Genomic DNA, 21,944 nt, shown 5'->3' with positions numbered 1-21,944 from the left:
TGCGGGAATTTGGCGAATTAATGTTTTGAGATATGCAATTCTACTTTATCAAGATCTTCCTTGAATTTTGCGTGGGTGGCTTGAAATACATGTTCAAACATTTCCCCAAGCTCATTGTCGAGCACCTTAATTCCTTCTCCGGTAATTCCGCCTTTCACACAAACTTTTTCCTGGAGCGATGGTAAGGTATAATGGCCTTGCTTAAGCAATTCGCCAAGACCTACAATCATCTCACTGGCCAAAACTGTGGCTACTTTTTCATCGATTTCCGTTTCCTTTACGGCAGCATTAATAAATGCCTGCAGCAAATAACTGAAAAATGCAGGTCCGCAGCTGACAATATCCGATGCTACTCTTGTTACCTTTTCATCAATATCGACTGGGACTGAAATCTTCGTCATTAAATTGTCCATTTCCAATCTCCAATTATCCCGACAGCTTTCCCCATAGGTCATTAAGGAAACTCCCGAAAGAGCCCGATTCGTGATGCTTGGGATGACTCTTACCACAGAACAAGAAACCTTACTCTCAATTTGTGCTGTACTGATAGGGCTTGTTATCGAAACAAGACATTTATTTTCCGTTAAATGGGGATTGATCTTATCTATCACCTTAAAAACATCTAATGGCTTTACACAAACAAATATTAAATCGGATTGAGCCGCAACTTCTACTTCATTTGCCCCAACCCTAATTCCCTTGTATTTATCTTTAAGCAGCATGGCTTTAGCGATCGTTCTGTTCGTAATCAGCATCGAAGAAGGAGATACGGCTTCTCCGTCAATTAACGCTTCCACCAAAATCCTCCCCATATTACCGGTGCCGATAATGCCAATATTCATTGTTTCGACCCTCCTTCACCTCAGAGTTTCTTTTATAACCTTATGAGGAATGTTTGTAAAATATACCTTTAGAAAGGATGGAGCCAAGTGAAAGACTGGTTGATGGAACATAAGAGTTATGCTGTTGCTGTTGCATTGCTTGTCGTGGTCTTGATTTTTTATTTTTACCAAAACGGTGCTAGTGAGGCTATCCAGCCGCAGCCCTTAGCGACTGATAAAGTATCAGAGGCTGGCAGGGTTCAAGAAAAATCCGAGGAAAATATGGGGAAGACACAGAGTCAAACAGCTGCAGTAATCATGGTAGATGTAAAGGGACAGGTGAAACAGCCGGGTGTTTATAAAGCCTCAGAGGGTGAGCGGGTTATTGATGTGGTTAGCCGTGCGGGAGGTGTAACCGAACAGGCCGAGCAAGGCCAAGTGAATTTTGCTGAACGGGTAAAGGATGAAATGGTCATTTATATTCCGGCAAAGGGTGAAGGGGCGGTGGTTCTCCCGGAGGCATCGGGAAATGGAGTAATGGTCTCAGGGGGGACAGGTCAGAATGAAGGGAAAATTAATCTCAATAAAGCGGACGTCAATGAACTGCAAAACCTGCCTGGTATCGGGCCGGCAAAGGCAGCGGCGATCATCGATTACCGGGAAACAAGCGGACCCTTTAAACAAGCAGAAGATTTAAAGAATGTCAGCGGAATCGGTGAAAAAACGTATGAAAAAATAAAGGATTTGGTTACGGCGCCATAATTCTATCATTGACGTTCATGGACAAGCACTATTAAACTTAAACAAAGAAAACATCATCAAGGGAGTGGCTAAGGTGAATCGTATTTCATGGGATCAATATTTTATGGCGCAAAGTCATTTGCTTGCACTGAGGAGCACTTGCACCCGGCTCACAGTTGGGGCGACCATTGTCAGGGATAAGCGGATTATCGCCGGAGGCTATAACGGTTCCATTGCCGGCGGGGACCATTGTATCGATAAAGGTTGTTATGTCGTCGATAATCATTGTATTCGTACTATTCATGCTGAAATGAATGCCCTTTTGCAATGTGCAAAATTTGGCGTTCCGACAGCAGAAGCGGAAATTTATGTGACTCATTTTCCTTGTTTGCAATGCTGTAAAGCGATTATCCAGGCTGGCATTAAAACTGTTTATTATGCTGAAGATTATAAGAATCATTCTTATGCAATTGAACTGTTTAAACAAGCGAATGTAAAAGTGGAAAAGGTAGAATTAACTGAACCGGTGATAGATTTTCGAAAGGTTAATTCATAACCTTTGTTTGGCGCCGGACTTGAACCGGCGTCAATATCATTCAAAGACTGGAGAAGGCACGATGACCGGAAAATATATATATTTTGCAGTTGCAGCTCTTTTAGGAGTATTGGCAGCACTGATCCATTTTCTGCCCTATTTTATGTTGTCCATCCTTTATCTGTTTGTTTTGCACCATTATAAGAAGTTTCAACCATACCTATTATCTATAATAACCGCAGTATGGCTTGTATTTTTCCTCTTTGGCTTTCAGGTAGCCAACCACAATCATACGAAAATTCCAGAGACTGTCGTTTCATTTTCCCTTGAATATATGCAAGACCCCAAAATAGACGGTGATTTATTACAAATCCAGGCAAAAGAGCGTGTTTATAAAGAAAAACTCCTTATCCGCTACAAAATGAATTCACAACAAGAAAAAGAAGACCTTAAAGATAAGTCTTTTTATGGTTATGTATGCGAGCTATCTGGTGATTTGAAGAAACCAAAGATAGCTAAAAATCCGAATGGCTTTGACTATCGTAAGTACCTTAAAACAAAAGAAATTTACTGGATTGTTGAAAGTAAGGAAAATCCTCTGAATAACTGTACTCCTGTTAAGAGAAATTCCCCGTTCACTCTCATTCAAGATCTCCGCTTTAAGGGAATTCATTACCTCGAAAAACAGTTTCCAACTGAAATTGCATCATTATCTTCCGCTTTAATTTTTGGCGAGAGGGGAATGCTTAGCCCGGATTTACAGGAGGACTACCAAAAGACAGGACTTGTTCATTTATTGGCGATTTCAGGACTCCACGTTTCCCTTCTAATCGGGATGGTTTTTTATATGGGGATAAGATTGGGTTTGACTAGACAGACGATGACGAATTTTCTTTTGATGGTATTGCCTGTGTATGTCATCTTAACCGGCGCGTCCTCGTCAGTGGTTCGTGCAGGGCTTATGATTTTTCTTGTTCTGGCAATAGTAAAGTGGAAGAACCAGCTTAAATTGCTGCCCCTAGATGCCATAAGCCTTGCCTGTATCATTTATCTGGCCTTTAATCCATTGGTACTGTTTGATGTCGGCTTTCAATTATCGTTCACGGTAAGTGCTGCCATCATTTTATCTGCAAAACATATAATGGGGAAATATTCCATTAATTTTATCCAAATGATTGTCATTTCCGTGGCCTCTCAATTAACCGCACTCCCTTTTCTGCTGTATCACTTTTTTGGATTGTCTTTCATAGGGATAGTAGCTAACTTAATCTATATCCCGTTATTTTCATATGTTTATCTTCCCGGATTGTATGGTTTATTTTTTATTCAACTTGTATTAGGGTGGACTCCGGGAATCCTCATAAAATTCTTCTTGGCTATAATTACCCTTTTCAACAATTTAATTGCTTCACTTGCTGATTTAAACTTTACTGCATTAGTGCCTGGAAGACCAAATCTTTTCTTTTTACTATTTGATATTGTGGTGATTATTTGTATTTTTTACATTTGGGAAAAGAGGGGTTATTCAAATAGAAAATGGCATCTTGTCGGTTTATCTGCCGCTCTTTTGACATTTCAATCAGGCTGGAACTGGGCCGACCCCTTTGGGGAGGTGACGATGATCGATGTGGGTCAAGGAGATAGTATCTTCATCCATTTTCCCCGAGGTGGCGGGAATTATCTGATTGACACGGGTGGAACGATGAATTTTGTGGGTGAAAATTGGCGGCAGCGGGCGAAACCATATGAGGTGGGAAGAGATGTTGTTGTTCCATTTTTAAAGGGAAAAGGGATCACAAAAATTGATAAATTAATCTTAACACACGGGGATATGGATCATATTGGGGGTGCCAATTCTATAATAAAAGAACTTAAGGTGGAAGAAATTCTTCTGCCCTCAGTCGCCGAACCATCTGCCATGGAGGAAGAAATCAAGGCGGAGGCTGAAAAAAAGGGAATAAATATCGTTCACGTTTCTTCTGGATATCGATGGGGAAACGCGGATCATCAATTTTATATACTTAGTCCGGATAAGAACTTTAAAGGAGAACGAAACAGCGGGTCGCTAGCCATTTTTGCCCGTTTCGGAGGGTTGGCTTGGTTTTTTGGCGGAGATTTGGATAAGCTGGGTGAGGAAAGAATTATCCAAAGATATCCGGAATTAACGGTGGATGTCCTTAAAGCGGGACATCATGGGAGTAAAACATCAAGTTCTGAAGCCTTTCTTCGGCAGATTAAGCCTAAAGCGGCCTTTATTTCTGTCGGGGAAGAAAATCGATTTGGACACCCCCATCAGGAGGTGATTAAGCTTTTGAATGAAGTAAATGCAGTTATTTATCGGACTGACCTGCAGGGAGCAATTACTTACAGTTTTTATCGAAATAGAGGAACCTTTTCAACGTTTTTGCCATAAGATACATCACTTAATGAAAAAGAGGCTGCGGGTAATACAGCCTCTTCGAAACTCTTATGTAGCATTAATTTAAGAACCGATCAGCTTAATGACTGTAGCAATGATAAACATTACAGCAAAAAAGCCAAAAGACACACCAAATCCAACCCCTGAATCAATTGCATCGTTACGCTTGCTTTGCGGATTTTTTTCAAATTGGTTCACAGTCTACCCCTCCTATTTCACATTATAGTATAAGCGATTTCCTTAAAAAAATCCAGCCTCCCCTAAATGCTTTTCCTGTACTGACAAGTGTTGTCAAAATAGTTTGACTAACAAAGGGCTACAATAAGCTTACCAAAGGAACTCCGCCTGACATATCGGTACCTAGGGCTGATAAAAGCAGGCGTTCATTATAGATCGGGAATTGGCACTATGGCGAATGCTGTCAATTCCCTTTTAATTATTCGGAAATAACTTCTTCATACCTGGCGTTTTGTACTTGTCAAATTGTCCAAGCTTCATTACGATAATAAAGAGTGAAATAAAGAGGAGCGCTGGGCAAAATGGTAACAGATGTATGGCGGAAAATTAAACAAAATCATATTGCTCCTATTTATTTATTATATGGAACAGAAAGCTTTTTAATCAATGAGACCAAGCAATTGCTGCTAAACCATATATTAAATGAAGAGGAAAAGGACTTTAATTTTGCAGCCTATGATTTGGAGGAGACTCCGCTTGAAATTGCAGTAGAGGATGCGGAAACCTTTCCGTTTTTAGGGGAAAGAAAGGTTATTTTTTTACATAATCCGATTTTTTTAACAGCTGAAAAGTCGAAAGAAAAAGTCGTGCATAATATAGCAAAGCTTGAAGCCTATATACAGGAGCCTGCACCGTATACTGTCTTGGTCATTTCGGCACCTTATGAGAAATTAGATGAACGAAAGAAAATTACAAAAGAACTTAAACGAACTGCAGAGGTTGTCGAGGCCAAAAAGTTAAATGAACATGAACTAAAAAATTGGGTGAGGGACCGGGCGAAGACAGCAGGAATCGAAATCGAGACTGATGCTGTAGAGCAGCTCCTCGCGCTTTCGGGCACCAACTTGTTCATGCTTTCGAGCGAACTAGAAAAGCTTGCTTTATATGCTGCAAATGAGAAAAGAATTGATGCGGCGCTTGTGGAAAAATTGGTAGCCCGTTCATTGGAGCAAAATATTTTCACGCTAATCGAAAAAGTAGTGCAACGGAAATTGGAGGAAGCGTTAAGGATTTATTTTGATTTGTTAAAGCAAAATGAGGAACCGATCAAAATATTGGCGCTGCTTTCCAATCAATTTCGCTTGATTTATCAAGTGAAGGAGCTGTCACGACGCGGGTATGGCCAGCAGCAGATTGCCGGTTTCTTGAAAACCCATCCATTTCGAGTAAAGCTTGCCCTCGGACAGGCAGCTCAATTTACGGACGAGGAGCTAGCAAATCTCATGTGCCTCCTTGCCGAATCCGACTATCAAATGAAAACCGGCGGGATGAATAAGTCATTATTGATAGAGATGCTGCTTTTTAAATTAAAGAAATAACTATGTAACAGTTTCAGGCTACCGAAATACCTTCGATAGCCTTTTTTCTTTAACGACTCACCCCGTTAATTTCTTTTACTTAAAAAGAAGCATTCAAGAGGCCTGTTGATTTGCGCTCCAGGCGCTTCGCTTTCCGCGGGCGTGCCGGGGAGCCTCCTCGTCGCTACGCTCCTGCGGGGTCTCCCCTGCCCCGTACTCCCGCAGGAGTCTTCGCGCCTTCCGCTCCAATCAACAGGTGTAATCCATAAATACTTCAACCCACAAGATGAAGCAACTACTTGCCAGGAAACCAGTCGATGATGAGGGACAAAATCGATGGAATCTGAGAAGGAAATGTCCCTCATCAAGCCGATGAGGGACAAAATCGATGGAATCTGAGAAGGAAATGTCCCTCATCAAGCCGATGAAGGACAAAATCGATGGAATCTGAGAAGGAAATGTCCCTCATCAAGCCGATGAAGGACAAAATCGATGGAATACGAGAGCGAAATGTCCCTCATCAAGCCGATGAAGGACAAAATCGATGGAATTTGAGAGTGAAATGTCCATCATCAAATCGATGAAGGACAAAATCAATGGAATCTGAGAGGACAATGTCCCTCACAAAGCCGATAATGGATAAAATCTATTGACACACTTAGCAAGGTTCGAAAAAGTGTGTTGCAATACTCTAGGTTGTTTGCCCCCCCCTGTTGATTGGAGCGGAGGGCACCGACTCCTGCGGGATATAGAAGTCGCTGAGACCCCGCAGGTGCTTTTAGCGCCGAGGAGGCTCCAGGACCTCCCCGCGGAAAGCGAGTGCCCGGAGCGGAAATCAACAGGCCCATTAGCAAGAAATAGAAATATTTCAAATTAACAAATCCAAGAAAAAAAAACGATTCCTGAAAAAAGGAATCGTTTTTTTAATGTCTAGCTTCAGCGCCTAGGGGCTCGGGGTCATAAGTCAATCCGTCAAGAAGGCTAAAAAGCAGCCTTCTCGCCGGCTCGTCTTATGCCTGTCGCCCCTGGTCAAGGCGCTTCCGCTTTTCTTATTATAGTGCGTTGATTTTCTTCATTAGGCGAGCTTTTTTACGAGCTGCAGCGTTTTTGTGGATAAGACCTTTTGCAGCTGCTTTATCTAATTGGCTAGCAGCATTTACTAAAGCTTCCTTCGCAGTAGCAGCGTCGTTAAGAGTAACAGCAGCTTCTACTTTCTTTACTGAAGTACGCATTGCAGATTTCGCCATTGTATTTTGAGCATTACGAGATTCGCTAGTTTTTACACGCTTAATAGCAGATTTAATGTTAGGCATCAATTTCACCTCCTGTAAAGAATCGAGACTATATGAACTCGACTAAACATTCATAAACAATTATTCGCAACAAGAGATATTTTATCAAATGGTCAACTAGATTGCAATATAGAATTCATTAGCTCGGCTAGAATAAATTGCATGTTTTCTTTGAAAAGGGGCAAAAATAGGAAATAGTTTCTATTTGCAGGAAATCTTTTTTTCTAATGGAGGATTGAACATGAAGGAATCTATCGACTTAAGTCAATATTCGGTCCGCACTGATTTAGCGATTGAAGCCAGGGAAATGGTACTGGCTCAATCTGTTGACCAAGAGGAAAACTTGTCTCAAATTGAAGGGGTCATTATTAAAGAAAAAGATGTTGACGATATAAAAATCTCCTTAGTAGAAGTGACGAAACAAGGAGAAGCGCAGCTTGGAAAAAAAGCCGGACGATATTTAACCTTGGAGGTTCAGGGAATCCGTCAGCAAAATACGGAAATGCAGCAAAAAGTGCAGGAAATCTTTGCTAGCGAGTTTGCCCATTTTCTAGAGGGGTCAGGGGTTAAGAAAACCGATTCCTGTCTTGTGGTTGGATTGGGGAACTGGAATGTAACGCCGGATGCGGTTGGTCCAATGGTTTGTGAAAACCTGCTTGTGACACGCCATCTTTTCCAGTTACAGCCGGAAAATGTGGAGGAAGGCTACCGATCTGTCAGTGCATTGTCACCTGGAGTAATGGGGCTAACGGGCATTGAGACCAGCGACATTATTTTCGGAGTTGTAGAAAAGACCAAGCCGGATTTTGTGATCGCAATTGATGCCTTGGCATCACGGTCTATTGAAAGGGTAAATTCTACCATCCAAATCTCTGATACTGGCATCCATCCTGGTTCTGGGGTGGGGAACAAACGAAAGGAATTAAGTAAAGAAACTTTGGGTGTTCCTGTTATTGCTGTAGGAGTTCCCACAGTGGTTGATGCCGTTTCGATTACAAGTGATACGATTGATTTCATTTTAAAGCATTTTGGCAAAGAAATGAAAGAAGGGAACAGACCTTCGAGAGCACTTGCTCCGGCCGGGATGACTTTTGGAGAACGACGTAAACTGACCGAAGAAGATTTGCCGGAAGAAAAGCATCGTAAAACCTTCCTTGGCATTGTCGGGACACTTCCGGATGATGAGAAACGCAAACTGATTCAAGAAGTCCTTTCACCGCTTGGCCATAATTTAATGGTTACGCCAAAAGAGGTAGATGTGTTTATTGAAGATATGGCAAACCTCCTCGCCAATGGACTAAACGCCGCCCTTCATAGCACCGTTGACCAAGGTAACGCAGGGTTCTATACACGGTAGTAATGTTAGAGGCAGTCTGATTTGGACGTGCCTCTAAAAAATGGTTCTACCAACTCTATTAATGTCATAGGATTTACTAGAATCCTTTTTGTGAGAGGTGGAACCATGAAAACCAAAGCTTCTGGAACCTTTATAATGGTACAAGGGACAAGTGTCCTTAAGTTTATGGCAGCACTGTTTATATTTTTATTGTTTATTTTTTCTATCAGCGGGCTCTTAACATCCTTAAAGCCCCAATATAGACTATCTTCCTCCTCCGTCAACCAGGCGGCAACGAAAGTGAACGGTGAACTTCTTTTTCAACTAATGGGCTGGGAAAACCACCACTTCTTAAAAGTGAAGCCTGACTTTACGATGCCAACATTTACGAATTTGGTTTTTAAACTGTCAAGTAACATTAATTTGAATGACCCAAGAAGTATGCTTGGCCGAGAACTGCCAGGATTTTATCAGTTTGATGGGCAGATACTGGTTGCAGGGGAAGGGACAAATTATACAAATATGCCATTGGAATCCTCCCCGCCGATTGAAATTATGAAAGCGGAACAAGAGGCATCCCTGCAGAATATCGAAGGCTTGGACAAACCTTCGGATGATAATCCGTCACCTGCACCGGGACAAACGACTGGAGATCGGAAGGTTGTTTACGTTTACTTTACTCATAATCGGGAATCCTATTTACCGTATCTAAAAGGTGTTACCAACCCTAATCTAGCCTTCCATTCGCAAATTAATGTCACAAAAATCGGCGACCAATTAAAAGCGAGTCTAGAAGAACGAGGCATCGGAACGTTTATTGATAAAACGGATGTTCAAGCGAATTTGAATAAAAAGGGATTGAAATATTGGAATTCTTATACGGAATCTCGTTCTCTGGTGCAAGAGGCCATGGCCTCTAACCGGGATTTGCGATATTTTATTGATGTTCATCGTGATTCCAAGCGCAAGCAGGATACGACGGTTACCATTAACGGGAAATCTTATGCAAAAATTGCGTTTATCATCGGCGGTAAAAATCCGAATTATGAAAAAAATGCAAAACTTGCTAACGAACTACATCAACTTCTAGAAAAAAAATATAAAGGTTTAAGCAGGGGAGCGTTTGTTAAAAATGAAGCTGGAAGCAATAATATTTACAATCAAAACCTTTCCGATAATGCAATGTTAATTGAATTTGGCGGTGTCGATAATACCTTTGATGAGCTAAATCGTTCAGCAGATGCTATCGCAGATGTGTTCAGCGAATATTTCTGGCAGGCAGAAAAGGTGAACAAGGATACTGAGCAATCTACCAATAAACAATAGATGATAGGAGCATTTCATATGAAAATGTTCATGGTAAAAAGTTTCATTATTGCAGCGCTAATGTTTATTTCAGTTTTAACGGGAATGGAACTGGCGAATAATGGAATCCAAAAAATGAAAGGTTATCAGGATCCCAATTTTCAAAACGCGATCTCTATAAATGAAACAGGGACTGATCTAAGGGCGACATTTCTTGGCAAAAATATTTCCAATCATGATATTGAAGCAAAAAAGAAAAAACTCGAGGAGATCAATGCCTATAATTTTTTCTCCTCAATGGGTAGAAAAATGTCAGATGGCTTAACAAAAGCTTCTGAGAGTCTGATTGATTTGATAGCGAAATAAACGGCGGCACCAGTGAGGGTGCTGCTGTTTTAGTTTTCGTTGAATCTTGATAATCCTCTTGTTATAATGAAAAATAGTGTATCTGCGCCAATTTAGTAGGAGTGAACCACATGAATAGAGATGAACGACTGAAACGACAAGAAAAAATCAGAAACTTTTCAATTATTGCCCATATCGATCATGGTAAATCGACATTGGCCGATCGAATTTTAGAAAAAACCAATGCCCTCTCCTCCCGAGAAATGAAAGCCCAGCTTTTGGACTCGATGGATTTGGAGAGAGAGCGCGGGATAACGATAAAATTAAACGCGGTCCAGTTACAATACAAAGCCAAAGATGGCGAAGAATATATTTTTCATTTAATTGACACCCCGGGACATGTCGATTTCACCTATGAGGTGTCGCGCAGCCTGGCTGCTTGTGAGGGGGCTATTCTAGTTGTCGACGCAGCGCAGGGAATTGAAGCGCAAACATTGGCAAACGTTTATCTAGCATTGGATAACAATCTTGAAATCTTACCTGTAATTAATAAAATCGACCTCCCGAGTGCAGACCCAGAAAGGGTGCGCAATGAAATTGAAGACGTCATAGGGCTTGATGCTTCCGAGGCAGTTTTAGCCTCGGCAAAAGCAGGAATCGGAATTGAAGATATCCTTGAGCAGATTGTAGAGAAGGTCCCTGCCCCTGTGGGAGATCCTGGGGCACCATTAAAAGCACTGATTTTCGATTCGCTATATGATGCCTATCGCGGTGTAATCGCCTATATTCGTATCGTCGATGGGACTGTAAAGGTCGGCGATAAAATTAAAATGATGGCCACCGGTGCGGAATTTGAAGTGACTGAAGTCGGCGTTCATAATCCAAGAGAAGTGCAGCGTAATGAATTAACTGTCGGTGATGTGGGCTATCTGGCGGCATCTATTAAAAATGTCGGTGATACCCGTGTCGGGGATACGATTACCAATGCCAAAAACGGAGCTAAAGAACCGCTGCCTGGCTATCGTAAATTAAACCCAATGGTTTATTGCGGAATGTACCCAATTGATACGGCTAAATTTAATGATCTCCGCGAAGCGTTGGAAAAGCTGCAGCTGAATGATTCCGCCCTGCAATTTGAACCGGAAACCTCACAGGCGCTGGGTTTTGGCTTCCGTTGCGGATTCCTGGGACTGCTTCATATGGAAATCATCCAAGAGCGGATTGAGCGGGAATTTAAAATCGATTTAATTGCGACTGCTCCAAGTGTTATCTATCATGTCCATATGACAGACGGAGAACAGATCAACGTGGACAACCCATCTAACATGCCTGACCCGCAAAAAATCGACCGGGTAGAGGAGCCATATGTGAAAGCAACCATGATGTCGCCAAACGATTATGTTGGCGCAATTATGGAGCTTTGCCAGCAAAAACGCGGCAATTTTATCGATATGCAATACTTGGATGAAAACCGGGTCAGCATAATTTACGAAATTCCGCTTGCAGAGATTGTTTATGATTTCTTTGATCAATTGAAGTCAAATACGAGAGGCTATGCTTCATTTGATTATGAACTAATCGGTTATAAACCGTCCAAGCTGGTTAAAATGGATATCATGTTAAACGCCGAAAAAGTTGACGCTCTTAGCTTTATTGTCCATAAAGATTTCGCATATGAACGGGGAAAAGTAATTGTCGAAAAGCTCAAGGAATTAATTCCAAGGCAGCAATTCGAAGTTCCTATTCAGGCTGCCGTCGGGCAAAAAATTGTGGCCCGTTCCACCATCAAGGCGATGCGGAAAAACGTTTTAGCCAAATGTTACGGCGGTGACATTTCCCGTAAACGTAAATTGCTCGAGAAGCAAAAAGAAGGTAAGAAGCGGATGAAGCAAGTTGGTTCCGTTGAAGTGCCACAGGAAGCGTTCATGGCCGTGCTAAAGATGGATGACAATAATACAAAAAAATAACTTCAACACGAGGTCAGGACAAGCCTATAAAGGTGAAGCCTGCCTCTTTTTGTTATTAATAAGGAGTTGAAACGTAAATGATTAAAGCTGCCTATCTGCACATTCCTTTTTGTGAACATATTTGTCATTATTGCGATTTTAACAAAGTGTTTCTTAAGGGGCAGCCTGTTGATGAATACTTACAAGCTTTGGATCGGGAAATGCAAATGACTCTGGCTCAGTATCCAGTGAAAGAACTTGATACTATTTTTATTGGGGGAGGAACTCCCACCTCTTTAAATGAAAAGCAGCTTGAACGATTCTGTGAAAGCATAAACCGACATTTATTGAAAAGTTCAGATGTAGAATTTACTTTCGAGGCAAATCCCGGTGATTTATCGAAGGAAAAATTACAAATATTAAAGGATGCAGGTGTCAACCGGATTAGTCTTGGCGTTCAGACCTTTAATGATGAATTGTTGAAAAAAATCGGCCGTGTTCATCGGGCCGAAGATGTCTATCGAACCATTGACAATGTGAAGAAGACAGGATTTCAAAATATTAGTATCGACCTGATTTACAGTTTGCCCGAGCAAACGCTTGAAGACTTTCACGCTTCTCTTCTTACAGCGTTTTCTTTGGACATTCCGCATTACTCAGCCTACTCGTTAATTATCGAGCCTAAGACCGTTTTTTATAATTTAATGAAAAAAGGCCGCCTTCCAGTCCCAGGTGAGGAAATAGAGGCACAAATGTACGAAATGGTAATGGAGGCAATGGAAAAACACGGATTCAAACAGTATGAAATCAGCAACTTTGCCAAGCCCGGCTATGAAAGCAGGCATAATTTAACCTATTGGGACAACGAAAACTACTTTGGTTTTGGGGCTGGAGCGCATAGTTATGTAGACGGCTATCGCCGTTCTAATTATGGGCCTTTGAAAAAATATATGGACCAGATTAACAGCGGAAAACTTCCCTTCATTGAAGAACATCAAGTAACATTAGGGGAACAAATGGAGGAAGAAATGTTTTTAGGCCTGCGAAAAACGGAAGGTGTTTCAATCTTACGGTTTAAAATGAAATTTGACCGTGATCCCGAGCAATTATTTAAGCAGGAATTAGCTGATTTAATATCAAGACAATTGTTAAATGTACAGGATGGCAGAATATATTTAACTAAAAAGGGCCGCCTGTTAGGAAATGAAGTTTTTCAGTCGTTTTTAGGAGTATGTAATTGACACCATAATTCCTTTTTGATAATTTATTAGTATAATTAGCACTCGTTAATGTGGAGTGCTAACAGAGGTGATGAATGTTGTTAACAGATCGTCAATTGTTGATTCTTCAGGTTATTGTTGATGACTTTATTCGATCTGCACAACCAGTCGGCTCTAGAAGTTTGTCGAAAAAAGAGGAAATTTCCTTTAGTTCGGCAACGATTCGAAATGAAATGGCCGATCTTGAGGAAATGGGGTTTATCGAAAAAACACATACCTCATCGGGGCGTGTCCCTTCGGAAAAAGGTTATCGTTACTACGTTGACCATTTGCTTTCACCGCAGACTTTGAATCCTCAGGATATTTCAATCATCCAATCCATCTTTGCAGAGAGGATTTTTGAATTTGAGAAAATTATCCAAAGGTCTGCGAGAATTTTGTCAGAAATGACGAATTATACTTCGATTGTTCTAGGGCAGGATGTCGGCATCAATAAGCTGAAAAGAATCCAAATCATCCCCTTAAACAAAGAAACAGCTGTTGCGATCTTAGTGACAGATACTGGCCATGTGGAAAATAGGACCTTTTCTTTGCCGGCTGCACTTGATATGAGCGAATTGGAGAAAATCGTCAACATCCTAAACGAAAAATTATCCGGTGTTCCGCTTGAAGATTTACATGATAAGATTTTTAAAGAAGTGGCGATGCTTTTAAAACAGCATATTAGTCGTTACGACCTTTTTCTTCATACCATTGCGGAAACCTTTAAAATGCCAGCAACTGAAAAGTTATTTTTTGCAGGGAAAACGAACATGTTAAGTCAGCCAGAATTTCATGATATTGCCAAAATACGTAACCTATTAACCATGATAGATCGAGAAGATTGGATTACGAATTTAATCAGAAGCAATCAAAAGGGTATTAGCGTGAAGATTGGCAGTGAGAATCAAAATAGTATCATGGAAGATTGCAGTCTGATCACGGCTACTTATTCTGCCGGCACAGAAAAATTGGGGACGATTGCGATTCTTGGCCCGACAAGGATGGAATATTCACGTGTTATCAGCTTATTGCAGTTATTAAGCCATGATTTATCGGCAGTATTAACAAAGCTGTATCAATACAAATAACACTGGTAATATTGAGTAAGGGTGAAATCAACCATTTCACCCTCTTACCATGGTTATCAGCCATAAATAAATGTGATTTGATCCTTTAAGGGAGGTGAGTATGTTGTCAAACGAAAAAAATAATACCTTGAATGAAGAAATGGAAGATTTAAGAGGCAGCGAAAGCGTTGAATTTACTGATAATGAAGCCGTTCGTGCAGGACAATCAATTGAACAAACAATTGAAATGGAGGCAGAAACTGCTGAACAGCCTGTTCATGCTGAAGCTGAAGCGCAATTACAGGAAATGCAAATATTAAAGGATAAACTGGAGGCGGCAGAGAACCGCTACCTTCGCCTGCAAGCAGACTTTGATAATTTCAAACGCCGTACCCGCTTGGATCAAGAGGCGGGAGAAAAATATAGAGCGCAAAAACTAGTTACAGATTTACTTCCGGTCCTTGATAACTTTGGAAGAGCGTTGCAGATTGAGGCAGACAACGAACAAACAAAGTCAGTGCTGCAGGGAATGGATATGGTATACCGCAGCTTAATCGATGCTTTGAAAAAAGAAGGTGTCGAGCCAATTGAAGCAGTGGGGAAGGAATTTGACCCTCATCAGCACCATGCTGTAATGCAAGGAGACGATGCTAACTATGGCTCAAACGTAGTGATTGAGGAATTCCAGAAGGGCTATTTACTAAAAGACCGGGTGATTCGGCCATCAATGGTAAAAGTGAATCAATAAGCCTACATATAATTATAAAGGAGGATAAAGGCAATGAGCAAAATTATCGGTATTGACCTTGGTACAACCAACTCCTGTGTTGCTGTACTTGAAGGCGGGGAACCAAAGGTAATTCCCAATCCAGAAGGCAACCGTACAACTCCATCTGTTGTAGCCTTCAAAAATGGGGAACGTCAAGTAGGGGAAGTGGCAAAGCGCCAGGCTATCACAAACCCAAATACGATTATTTCCATTAAGCGCCATATGGGTACTGCCCATAAGGAAGAAATTGAAGGAAAGCAATATACACCACAGGAACTTTCGGCTATTATTCTTCAGTATTTAAAATCCTATGCAGAGGATTATCTTGGTGAGCCTGTAACAAAGGCAGTCATTACAGTGCCGGCATACTTTAACGATGCTGAGCGCCAAGCGACGAAGGATGCGGGTAAAATTGCCGGTCTTGAAGTAGAACGGATTATCAATGAACCGACTGCTGCTGCTCTAGCATACGGTTTGGATAAAACAGACCAAGATCAAACGATTCTTGTTTATGACCTTGGCGGCGGTACATTTGACGTTTCCATACTCGAACTTGGAGACGGTGTTTTTGAGGTAAAATCAACTGCTGGTGACAACCGTCTTGGTGGTGATGACTTTGACCAAGTGATTATTGATTATTTAGTTGATCAATTCAAAAAAGAAAATGGCATTGACCTTTCTCAAGATAAAATGGCCTTGCAACGTTTGAAGGATGCGGCTGAAAAAGCGAAAAAGGATCTTTCCGGTGTGACTTCCACACAGGTATCCCTGCCATTTATTACTGCAGGCCCTGCTGGTCCACTTCATTTGGAAGTAACTTTATCAAGAGCTAAATTTGATGAATTAACAGCACATCTTGTTGAACGTACGATGGGACCTGTCCGCCAGGCGTTGAGCGATGCTAGCATGTCTCCTTCTGAACTTGACAAAGTTATTCTTGTTGGTGGTTCTACTCGTATTCCCGCTGTTCAAGAAGCCATTAAAAAGGCAACTGGCAAGGAGCCGCATCGCGGAGTAAACCCTGATGAAGTAGTAGCGATGGGTGCAGCAATTCAGGGCGGCGTTATCACTGGTGACGTTAAAGACGTTGTACTGCTAGATGTAACGCCTTTATCCCTTGGTATTGAAACTATGGGCAGTGTATTTACAAAATTAATCGATCGTAATACAACCATCCCAACTTCCAAGTCACAGGTGTTCTCAACTGCTGCTGACAACCAAACAGCCGTGGATATCCATGTTCTTCAAGGTGAGCGACCAATGGCAGCGGACAATAAAACATTAGGCCGCTTCCAATTATCTGACATTCCGCCGGCACCTCGTGGAATTCCGCAAATCGAAGTAACTTTTGATATCGATAAAAACGGTATCGTCAATGTTCGTGCCAAGGATCTTGGTACAAATAAAGAGCAGCAAATTACTATTAAATCATCGACAGGACTTTCTGATGATGAAATTCAAAAAATGGTCCGTGAAGCAGAAGAAAACGCGGATGCGGATAAACAGCGTAAAGAAGAAGCAGAACTTCGCAATGAGGCAGATCAGCTAGTCTTTACAACAGAAAAAACCTTAAAAGACCTTGAAGGTAAGGTAGACGCTGATGAAGTAGCGAAAGCAAATGAAGCGAAGGATGCGCTTAAGCAGGCTATCGAGAAAAACGACTTAGCTGAAATGCGTGCGAAAAAAGATGCTCTTCAAGAAATCGTTCAAGCTTTAACTGTCAAGCTGTATGAGCAGGCTGCCGCTGCACAGCAAGCGCAGGCAGGAGGCGCGGATGCTGGTGCCTCTGGCAAAAAAGACGACAATGTAGTTGACGCAGAGTTTGAAGAAGTAAAAGATGACAAATAATTGATTAAAAATAAAAAAGTCAAAGTCAGGCTAATGGCTTTGGCTTTTTTAGCTAATCAGAATTTATTCCATAAATTCTGAACGCATAAATACAACTACGCTTCATGAGCAGTCTTAAGGGACTCGCCAGTCGGCGAGTTTTTATTTATTGCTATACCTTTCCTAGGGTGTTAGAATAATCTTTATGTGAAAAGATTCGGGAGTGATGGTAATCAATGAGTAAACGGGATTACTATGAGGTGCTTGGTTTAAGCAAAGGTGCCTCTAAGGATGAAATAAAAAAGGCTTATCGCAAACTGTCTAAACAATATCACCCGGATATCAATAAAGAACCGGATGCAGCGGATAAATTTAAGGAACTTGCAGAAGCCTATGAAGTGTTGAGTGATGATCAAAAACGGGCACACTATGACCAATTCGGACATACAGACCCGAATCAAGGCTTCGGAGGATTTGGCGGCGGTTCTGATTTCGGCGGCGGTTTTGGCGGCTTTGAAGATATCTTTAATACCTTTTTTGGCGGAGGCGGTTCTCGTCGGAGAGACCCGAATGCGCCAAGACAGGGTGCAGACCTGCAATATACAATGACCATTTCTTTTGAGGAAGCGGCATTCGGTAAAGAAACGGATATTGAAATTCCTCGTGAAGAAACATGCGAAACATGTAGTGGTTCAGGAGCAAAGCCTGGAACGAAGCCAGAGACCTGTAAACATTGTCAGGGTTCAGGACAAGTAAGTGTGGAGCAGAATACTCCATTCGGCAGAATTGTGAACAGACGTACCTGCCATTACTGTAATGGAACCGGTAAAGAAATTAAAAATAAATGTGCTACTTGCGGCGGCGCTGGTAAAGTGAAGAAGCGGAAGAAGATCCATGTGAAAATTCCTGCGGGAATCGACGATGGCCAGCAGATGCGTCTCTCTGGACAAGGCGAAGGTGGTATTAACGGCGGTCCGGCAGGAGATCTTTATGTTGTTTTCCACGTTCGTGACCATGAATTTTTTGAGCGTGATGGCGATGACATTTATTGTGAAATGCCAATCACGTTTGTTCAGGCGACACTCGGAGCCGAGATTGAAGTGCCAACCTTGCATGGGAAAGTGAAATTGAAGGTACCTTCTGGTACACAAACCGGAACAAAATTCCGATTAAGAGGAAAAGGCGTTCCTAATGTCCGTGGTTATGGTACGGGAGATCAACATATTCTTGTTCGGGTTATCACCCCAACAAAATTAAGTGATAAACAAAAACAATTGCTGCGCGAATTCGATGAGGCAAGCGGCAATGCCCCCCTTGGGGAACATGAAGAAAGCTTTTTTTCAAAAGTAAAACGTGCCTTTAAAGGCGAGTAAGGATTGGAGCTGGTAGAATGAAGTGGTCTGAAATTAGTATCCACACAACAAATGAAGCGATTGAGCCAATTTCTCATATTTTACACGAAGCTGGGGCGAGCGGTGTTGTAATTGAGGATCCATTTGAATTGACAAAGGAAAGGGAAGATCAATTCGGTGAAATCTACCAGCTTAATCCAGATGATTACCCTGAGGAAGGTGTCATTGTAAAGGCCTATATGCCGGTCAATAGCTTCTTGGGCGAAACAGTCGAAGCGATTAAAGATTCTATTAATAATCTTATCCTATTCAATATTGATATAGGCATAAACAAGGTTACAATCAGTGAAGTAAACGAGGAAGAATGGGCGACTGCTTGGAAGAAGTATTATAACCCTGTTAAGATCTCTGAAAAGTTCACGATTGTTCCTACTTGGGAGATATATAACCCTGTCAGCAGCGATGAATTAATCATTGAATTGGATCCAGGCATGGCGTTTGGTACGGGGACACATCCGACGACGGTGATGTGTATTCAAGCCCTTGAAAGAACGGTCCGCCCGGGTGATCGGGTCATTGATGTTGGAACAGGTTCGGGTGTTCTAAGTATTGCTGCTGCCATGCTGAGAGCCGAGGATGTCAGGGCTTATGACCTTGATGAAGTAGCGGTTACACAGGCAAAATTAAATATTAAGTTAAATAAAGTTCACAATATGGTTAATGTTTCACAGAATAACCTGCTTGATGGCGTTGAAGAAGGATCAGCTGATGTCATTGTAGCCAATATTTTAGCGGAAGTCATTTTGCGATTTACCGATGATGCGGCTCGGATTGTTAAGCCGGGAGGTTATTTCATTACTTCAGGCATTATTCAACAGAAAAAAGATCAAGTAAAAGAGGCACTTGTATCATCCGGTTTTGAAATTACAGAAACCATTTTAATGGAGGATTGGGTTGCCATTATTTCTAAAAGGGTATAATGAAGAAGCTGAGGGGGATATTCAAGTCCCCTTTTTGTATTTCATTCTTTATTATTGCTTTAAATTTTAGTAAAATAAGACGTATTCTGTTTAGAGAGGGTGCAAGGTTGTGCAGCGCTACTTTGTTAAAAATCGAGCAAGTGAAGATCGTTTTTTCATAGACGAAGAAGATCGTCACCATATAGTCAAGGTGATGCGCATGGAACTTGGCGATCAAATCATCTGTGTCGATCCTGATGGAAAGCAGGCCATCTGCCGGCTTGCAGAAATTACCGATGAAAGAGTTGCTGCAGACGTTGTACAATGGAAAGAAGAGGTTTCAGAGCTGCCGATTTCAGTTACCATTGCAAGCGGGCTGCCTAAAGGGGACAAGCTTGAGTGGATTATCCAAAAAGGAACGGAATTAGGAGCTCACCAATTTATCCCATTCACGGCCGTACGCTCAGTTGTTAAGTGGGATGAGAAAAAGGCTGCGAAAAAAATAGATAGATGGCAAAAAATTGCCAAAGAGGCGGCCGAGCAATCACATCGTGCGATGCTGCCAGAAGTGGAAAGAGCGATGAGTTTTAAAGAATTGCTTGCTAAAAGTAATGAATTTGATTATAAATTAGCTGCGTATGAGGAGGAAAGTAGAAACGGAGAAACATCCGTTTTTTCTGCTGTCCTGAAACAATTGAAACCTGGTGAATCTCTTCTTCTTGTCTTTGGACCCGAAGGGGGTCTTTCAGATGAAGAGGTACAGCAGTTAAAGCTTAATGGTTTTGATCTTTGCGGACTTGGTCCGCGCATATTAAGGACGGAAACGGCCCCATTGTATTCACTTGCGGCCATTTCCTATCATTTTGAATTACTGAGGTGAACATATAATGGCAACAGTTGCTTTTCATACATTGGGTTGTAAAGTCAACCACTATGAAACAGAAGCCATTTGGCAATTATTTAAGCAAGAAGGCTATGAGCGCGTGGATTTTGAATCCATGTCAGATGTTTATGTGATAAATACCTGTACGGTTACGAATACAGGAGATAAAAAAAGCCGCCAGGTTATCCGTCGTGCGGTTAGAAAAAATCCTGATGCGGTGATCTGTGTTACAGGCTGCTATGCGCAAACATCACCGGCAGAAATCATGGCTATTCCTGGCGTAGATGTTGTTGTAGGCACACAGGATCGTGTTAAAATGCTGGATTATATCGAGCAGTATAAAACAGAACGGCAGCCAATTAACGGTGTCGGCAATATCATGAAGAATCGTGTTTATGAAGAATTGGATGTACCATCCTTTACAGACAGAACGCGTGCCTCTTTGAAAATTCAAGAAGGCTGTAATAATTTTTGTACGTTCTGTATTATTCCATGGGCACGCGGCCTGATGAGATCGCGTGATCCGCAGGAAGTTATTCGTCAGGCCCAGCAATTAGTGGATGCGGGATATAAGGAGATTGTCCTTACAGGTATTCACACAGGCGGTTATGGCGAGGACATGAAGGATTATAATCTTGCGATGCTGCTTCGTGACTTAGAGGCACAGGTTAAAGGAATAGAACGACTGAGAATTTCTTCGATAGAGGCCAGCCAAATTACCGATGAAGTAATTGAAGTCATCAAGCATTCGAATATTGTGGTCCGCCATTTGCATATTCCGATTCAATCTGGTTCAAATACTGTTTTGAAAAGAATGCGTCGTAAATATACGATGGAATTTTTCGCAGAGAGATTGGAACGTTTGAAGGAAATCCTGCCAGGTCTAGCTGTAACCTCTGACGTTATTGTAGGTTTCCCTGGTGAAACGGAAGAGGAATTTATGGAGACTTATAATTTTATAAAAGAACATAAATTCTCTGAGCTTCATGTTTTCCCTTACTCCAAGCGTACAGGAACACCCGCTGCCAGAATGGAAGATCAAGTTGATGAAGAGGTCAAAAATGACCGCGTACACCGCTTAATCACTCTCTCTGATCAACTAGCAAAAGATTATGCTTCAGAATTTGAAGGTGAGGTTCTGGAGGTTATTCCTGAAGAGGAGTTTAAAGAAGAGGCTGAATCAGGCCTTTACGTGGGCTACACTGATAACTACTTAAAGGTTGTTTTTCCAGCAACTGAAGATATGGTCGGCAAAATTGTAAAAGTAAAGATTACAAAAGCCGGGTACCCTTACAACGAGGGACAATTTGTCCGTGTTATTGAAGATAAAGTATCAGTGAAGGAAGAAGTTTTTACAACTGAAGAAGCGGCCATTTAATAATAAAGGGTGCCCACGGGGACACCCTTTATTTAATTGTTCAGCAAATAAGTTTGGAACAAAAGCGAATTGGTGCCCCAATTGGTCAATGATTCAGGCTTTTGGTAACCAATGGCCTGTATTGGTGCCCCAATTGGTCAATGATTCAGGCTTTCGGTAACCAATGGCCTGT

General features: G+C 41.6%; 19 protein-coding genes and 1 pseudogene. 17 read left to right on the top strand and 3 right to left on the bottom strand.

What is annotated here, in order from left to right; translation table 11 throughout:
• Positions 1-17: 17 nt before the first annotated feature.
• A complete protein-coding gene (gene comER, locus QNN06_RS24075) occupies positions 18-842 on the bottom strand; it encodes a late competence protein ComER (RefSeq protein ID WP_284036063.1) in 825 nt (274 codons plus the stop codon).
• Between the two features lie 87 nt (positions 843-929).
• On the opposite strand from comER, the gene QNN06_RS24070 reads away from it, so the two are divergent.
• The 3 genes and pseudogenes from QNN06_RS24070 to QNN06_RS24060 all read left to right on the top strand — a co-directional run bounded on the left by QNN06_RS24070 (position 930) and on the right by QNN06_RS24060 (position 4,510).
• Positions 930-1,583 carry a helix-hairpin-helix domain-containing protein gene (locus QNN06_RS24070; RefSeq protein WP_284036062.1) on the top strand — a complete coding sequence of 218 codons (654 nt, stop codon included), beginning with the start codon at positions 930-932 and terminating at the stop codon, positions 1,581-1,583.
• A gap of 73 nt (positions 1,584-1,656) precedes the next feature.
• Positions 1,657-2,103: pseudogene (locus QNN06_RS24065) on the top strand (ComE operon protein 2); the annotation flags it as partial.
• Positions 2,104-2,179: 76 nt separating this feature from the next.
• The gene (locus tag QNN06_RS24060) at positions 2,180-4,510 is read left to right on the top strand and encodes a DNA internalization-related competence protein ComEC/Rec2 (RefSeq protein WP_284036061.1); all 2,331 of its coding nucleotides are present in this window, start codon (positions 2,180-2,182) and stop codon (positions 4,508-4,510) included.
• A 69-nt stretch (positions 4,511-4,579) separates the two neighbouring features.
• Here the strand turns inward: QNN06_RS24060 and QNN06_RS24055 are convergent, their stop codons facing one another.
• Positions 4,580-4,714: a YqzM family protein gene (locus tag QNN06_RS24055; protein WP_213120113.1), complete on the bottom strand. Its 135-nt coding sequence runs from the start codon at positions 4,712-4,714 to the stop codon at positions 4,580-4,582.
• Between the two features lie 341 nt (positions 4,715-5,055).
• Between QNN06_RS24055 and holA the strand changes: the two genes are divergently transcribed.
• Both holA and QNN06_RS24045 read left to right on the top strand, forming a co-directional pair.
• Positions 5,056-6,072: a DNA polymerase III subunit delta gene (gene holA, locus QNN06_RS24050; protein WP_213120114.1), complete on the top strand. Its 1,017-nt coding sequence runs from the start codon at positions 5,056-5,058 to the stop codon at positions 6,070-6,072.
• A gap of 419 nt (positions 6,073-6,491) precedes the next feature.
• Positions 6,492-6,635 carry a hypothetical protein gene (locus QNN06_RS24045; protein ID WP_213120115.1) on the top strand — a complete coding sequence of 48 codons (144 nt, stop codon included), beginning with the start codon at positions 6,492-6,494 and terminating at the stop codon, positions 6,633-6,635.
• Between the two features lie 468 nt (positions 6,636-7,103).
• Here the strand turns inward: QNN06_RS24045 and rpsT are convergent, their stop codons facing one another.
• On the bottom strand, positions 7,104-7,364 hold the full coding sequence (gene rpsT / locus QNN06_RS24040) for a 30S ribosomal protein S20 (RefSeq protein WP_213120116.1): 261 nt from the start codon (positions 7,362-7,364) through the stop codon (positions 7,104-7,106).
• 220 nt (positions 7,365-7,584) lie between these two features.
• Between rpsT and gpr the strand changes: the two genes are divergently transcribed.
• The 12 genes from gpr (at position 7,585) to mtaB (ending at position 21,772) form a co-directional block, all read left to right on the top strand.
• A complete protein-coding gene (gene gpr, locus QNN06_RS24035) occupies positions 7,585-8,700 on the top strand; it encodes a GPR endopeptidase (protein ID WP_284036060.1) in 1,116 nt (371 codons plus the stop codon).
• A gap of 105 nt (positions 8,701-8,805) precedes the next feature.
• Positions 8,806-10,005, top strand: coding sequence for a stage II sporulation protein P (gene spoIIP, locus QNN06_RS24030; RefSeq protein WP_284036059.1), 1,200 nt, complete (start codon positions 8,806-8,808; stop codon positions 10,003-10,005).
• 18 nt (positions 10,006-10,023) lie between these two features.
• Positions 10,024-10,350 (top strand): DUF3679 domain-containing protein, encoded by a 327-nt coding sequence (locus tag QNN06_RS24025; protein WP_213120119.1) that lies wholly within the window; start codon positions 10,024-10,026, stop codon positions 10,348-10,350.
• A gap of 110 nt (positions 10,351-10,460) precedes the next feature.
• Positions 10,461-12,296, top strand: a complete 1,836-nt coding sequence (gene lepA / locus QNN06_RS24020; protein ID WP_213120120.1) for a translation elongation factor 4 — start codon at positions 10,461-10,463, stop codon at positions 12,294-12,296.
• A 77-nt stretch (positions 12,297-12,373) separates the two neighbouring features.
• Positions 12,374-13,516, top strand: a complete 1,143-nt coding sequence (gene hemW / locus QNN06_RS24015) for a radical SAM family heme chaperone HemW (RefSeq protein ID WP_284036058.1) — start codon at positions 12,374-12,376, stop codon at positions 13,514-13,516.
• 77 nt (positions 13,517-13,593) lie between these two features.
• On the top strand, positions 13,594-14,625 hold the full coding sequence (gene hrcA / locus QNN06_RS24010; protein ID WP_213120122.1) for a heat-inducible transcriptional repressor HrcA: 1,032 nt from the start codon (positions 13,594-13,596) through the stop codon (positions 14,623-14,625).
• A 100-nt stretch (positions 14,626-14,725) separates the two neighbouring features.
• Positions 14,726-15,352, top strand: a complete 627-nt coding sequence (gene grpE / locus QNN06_RS24005; RefSeq protein WP_213120123.1) for a nucleotide exchange factor GrpE — start codon at positions 14,726-14,728, stop codon at positions 15,350-15,352.
• Positions 15,353-15,385: 33 nt separating this feature from the next.
• A complete protein-coding gene (dnaK, locus tag QNN06_RS24000; protein ID WP_217033716.1) occupies positions 15,386-17,221 on the top strand; it encodes a molecular chaperone DnaK in 1,836 nt (611 codons plus the stop codon).
• Between the two features lie 215 nt (positions 17,222-17,436).
• Positions 17,437-18,573, top strand: coding sequence for a molecular chaperone DnaJ (gene dnaJ / locus QNN06_RS23995; protein ID WP_213120125.1), 1,137 nt, complete (start codon positions 17,437-17,439; stop codon positions 18,571-18,573).
• Positions 18,574-18,590: 17 nt separating this feature from the next.
• Positions 18,591-19,532 carry a 50S ribosomal protein L11 methyltransferase gene (gene prmA / locus QNN06_RS23990; RefSeq protein WP_213120126.1) on the top strand — a complete coding sequence of 314 codons (942 nt, stop codon included), beginning with the start codon at positions 18,591-18,593 and terminating at the stop codon, positions 19,530-19,532.
• Positions 19,533-19,641: 109 nt separating this feature from the next.
• The gene (locus tag QNN06_RS23985; protein ID WP_213120127.1) at positions 19,642-20,391 is read left to right on the top strand and encodes a 16S rRNA (uracil(1498)-N(3))-methyltransferase; all 750 of its coding nucleotides are present in this window, start codon (positions 19,642-19,644) and stop codon (positions 20,389-20,391) included.
• Positions 20,392-20,398: 7 nt separating this feature from the next.
• Complete coding sequence (mtaB, locus tag QNN06_RS23980; protein ID WP_213120128.1) at positions 20,399-21,772, top strand: tRNA (N(6)-L-threonylcarbamoyladenosine(37)-C(2))-methylthiotransferase MtaB; 1,374 nt, start codon at positions 20,399-20,401, stop codon at positions 21,770-21,772.
• The last annotated feature ends 172 nt before the right edge of the window (positions 21,773-21,944 follow it).

This window comes from Neobacillus sp. 114, assembly GCF_030127045.1.
Classification (GTDB): domain Bacteria; phylum Bacillota; class Bacilli; order Bacillales; family Cytobacillaceae; genus Neobacillus; species Neobacillus rhizophilus.
Note: the sequence above shows the minus strand (reverse complement) of the source record. Positions and strands in the feature narration are given on the sequence as shown.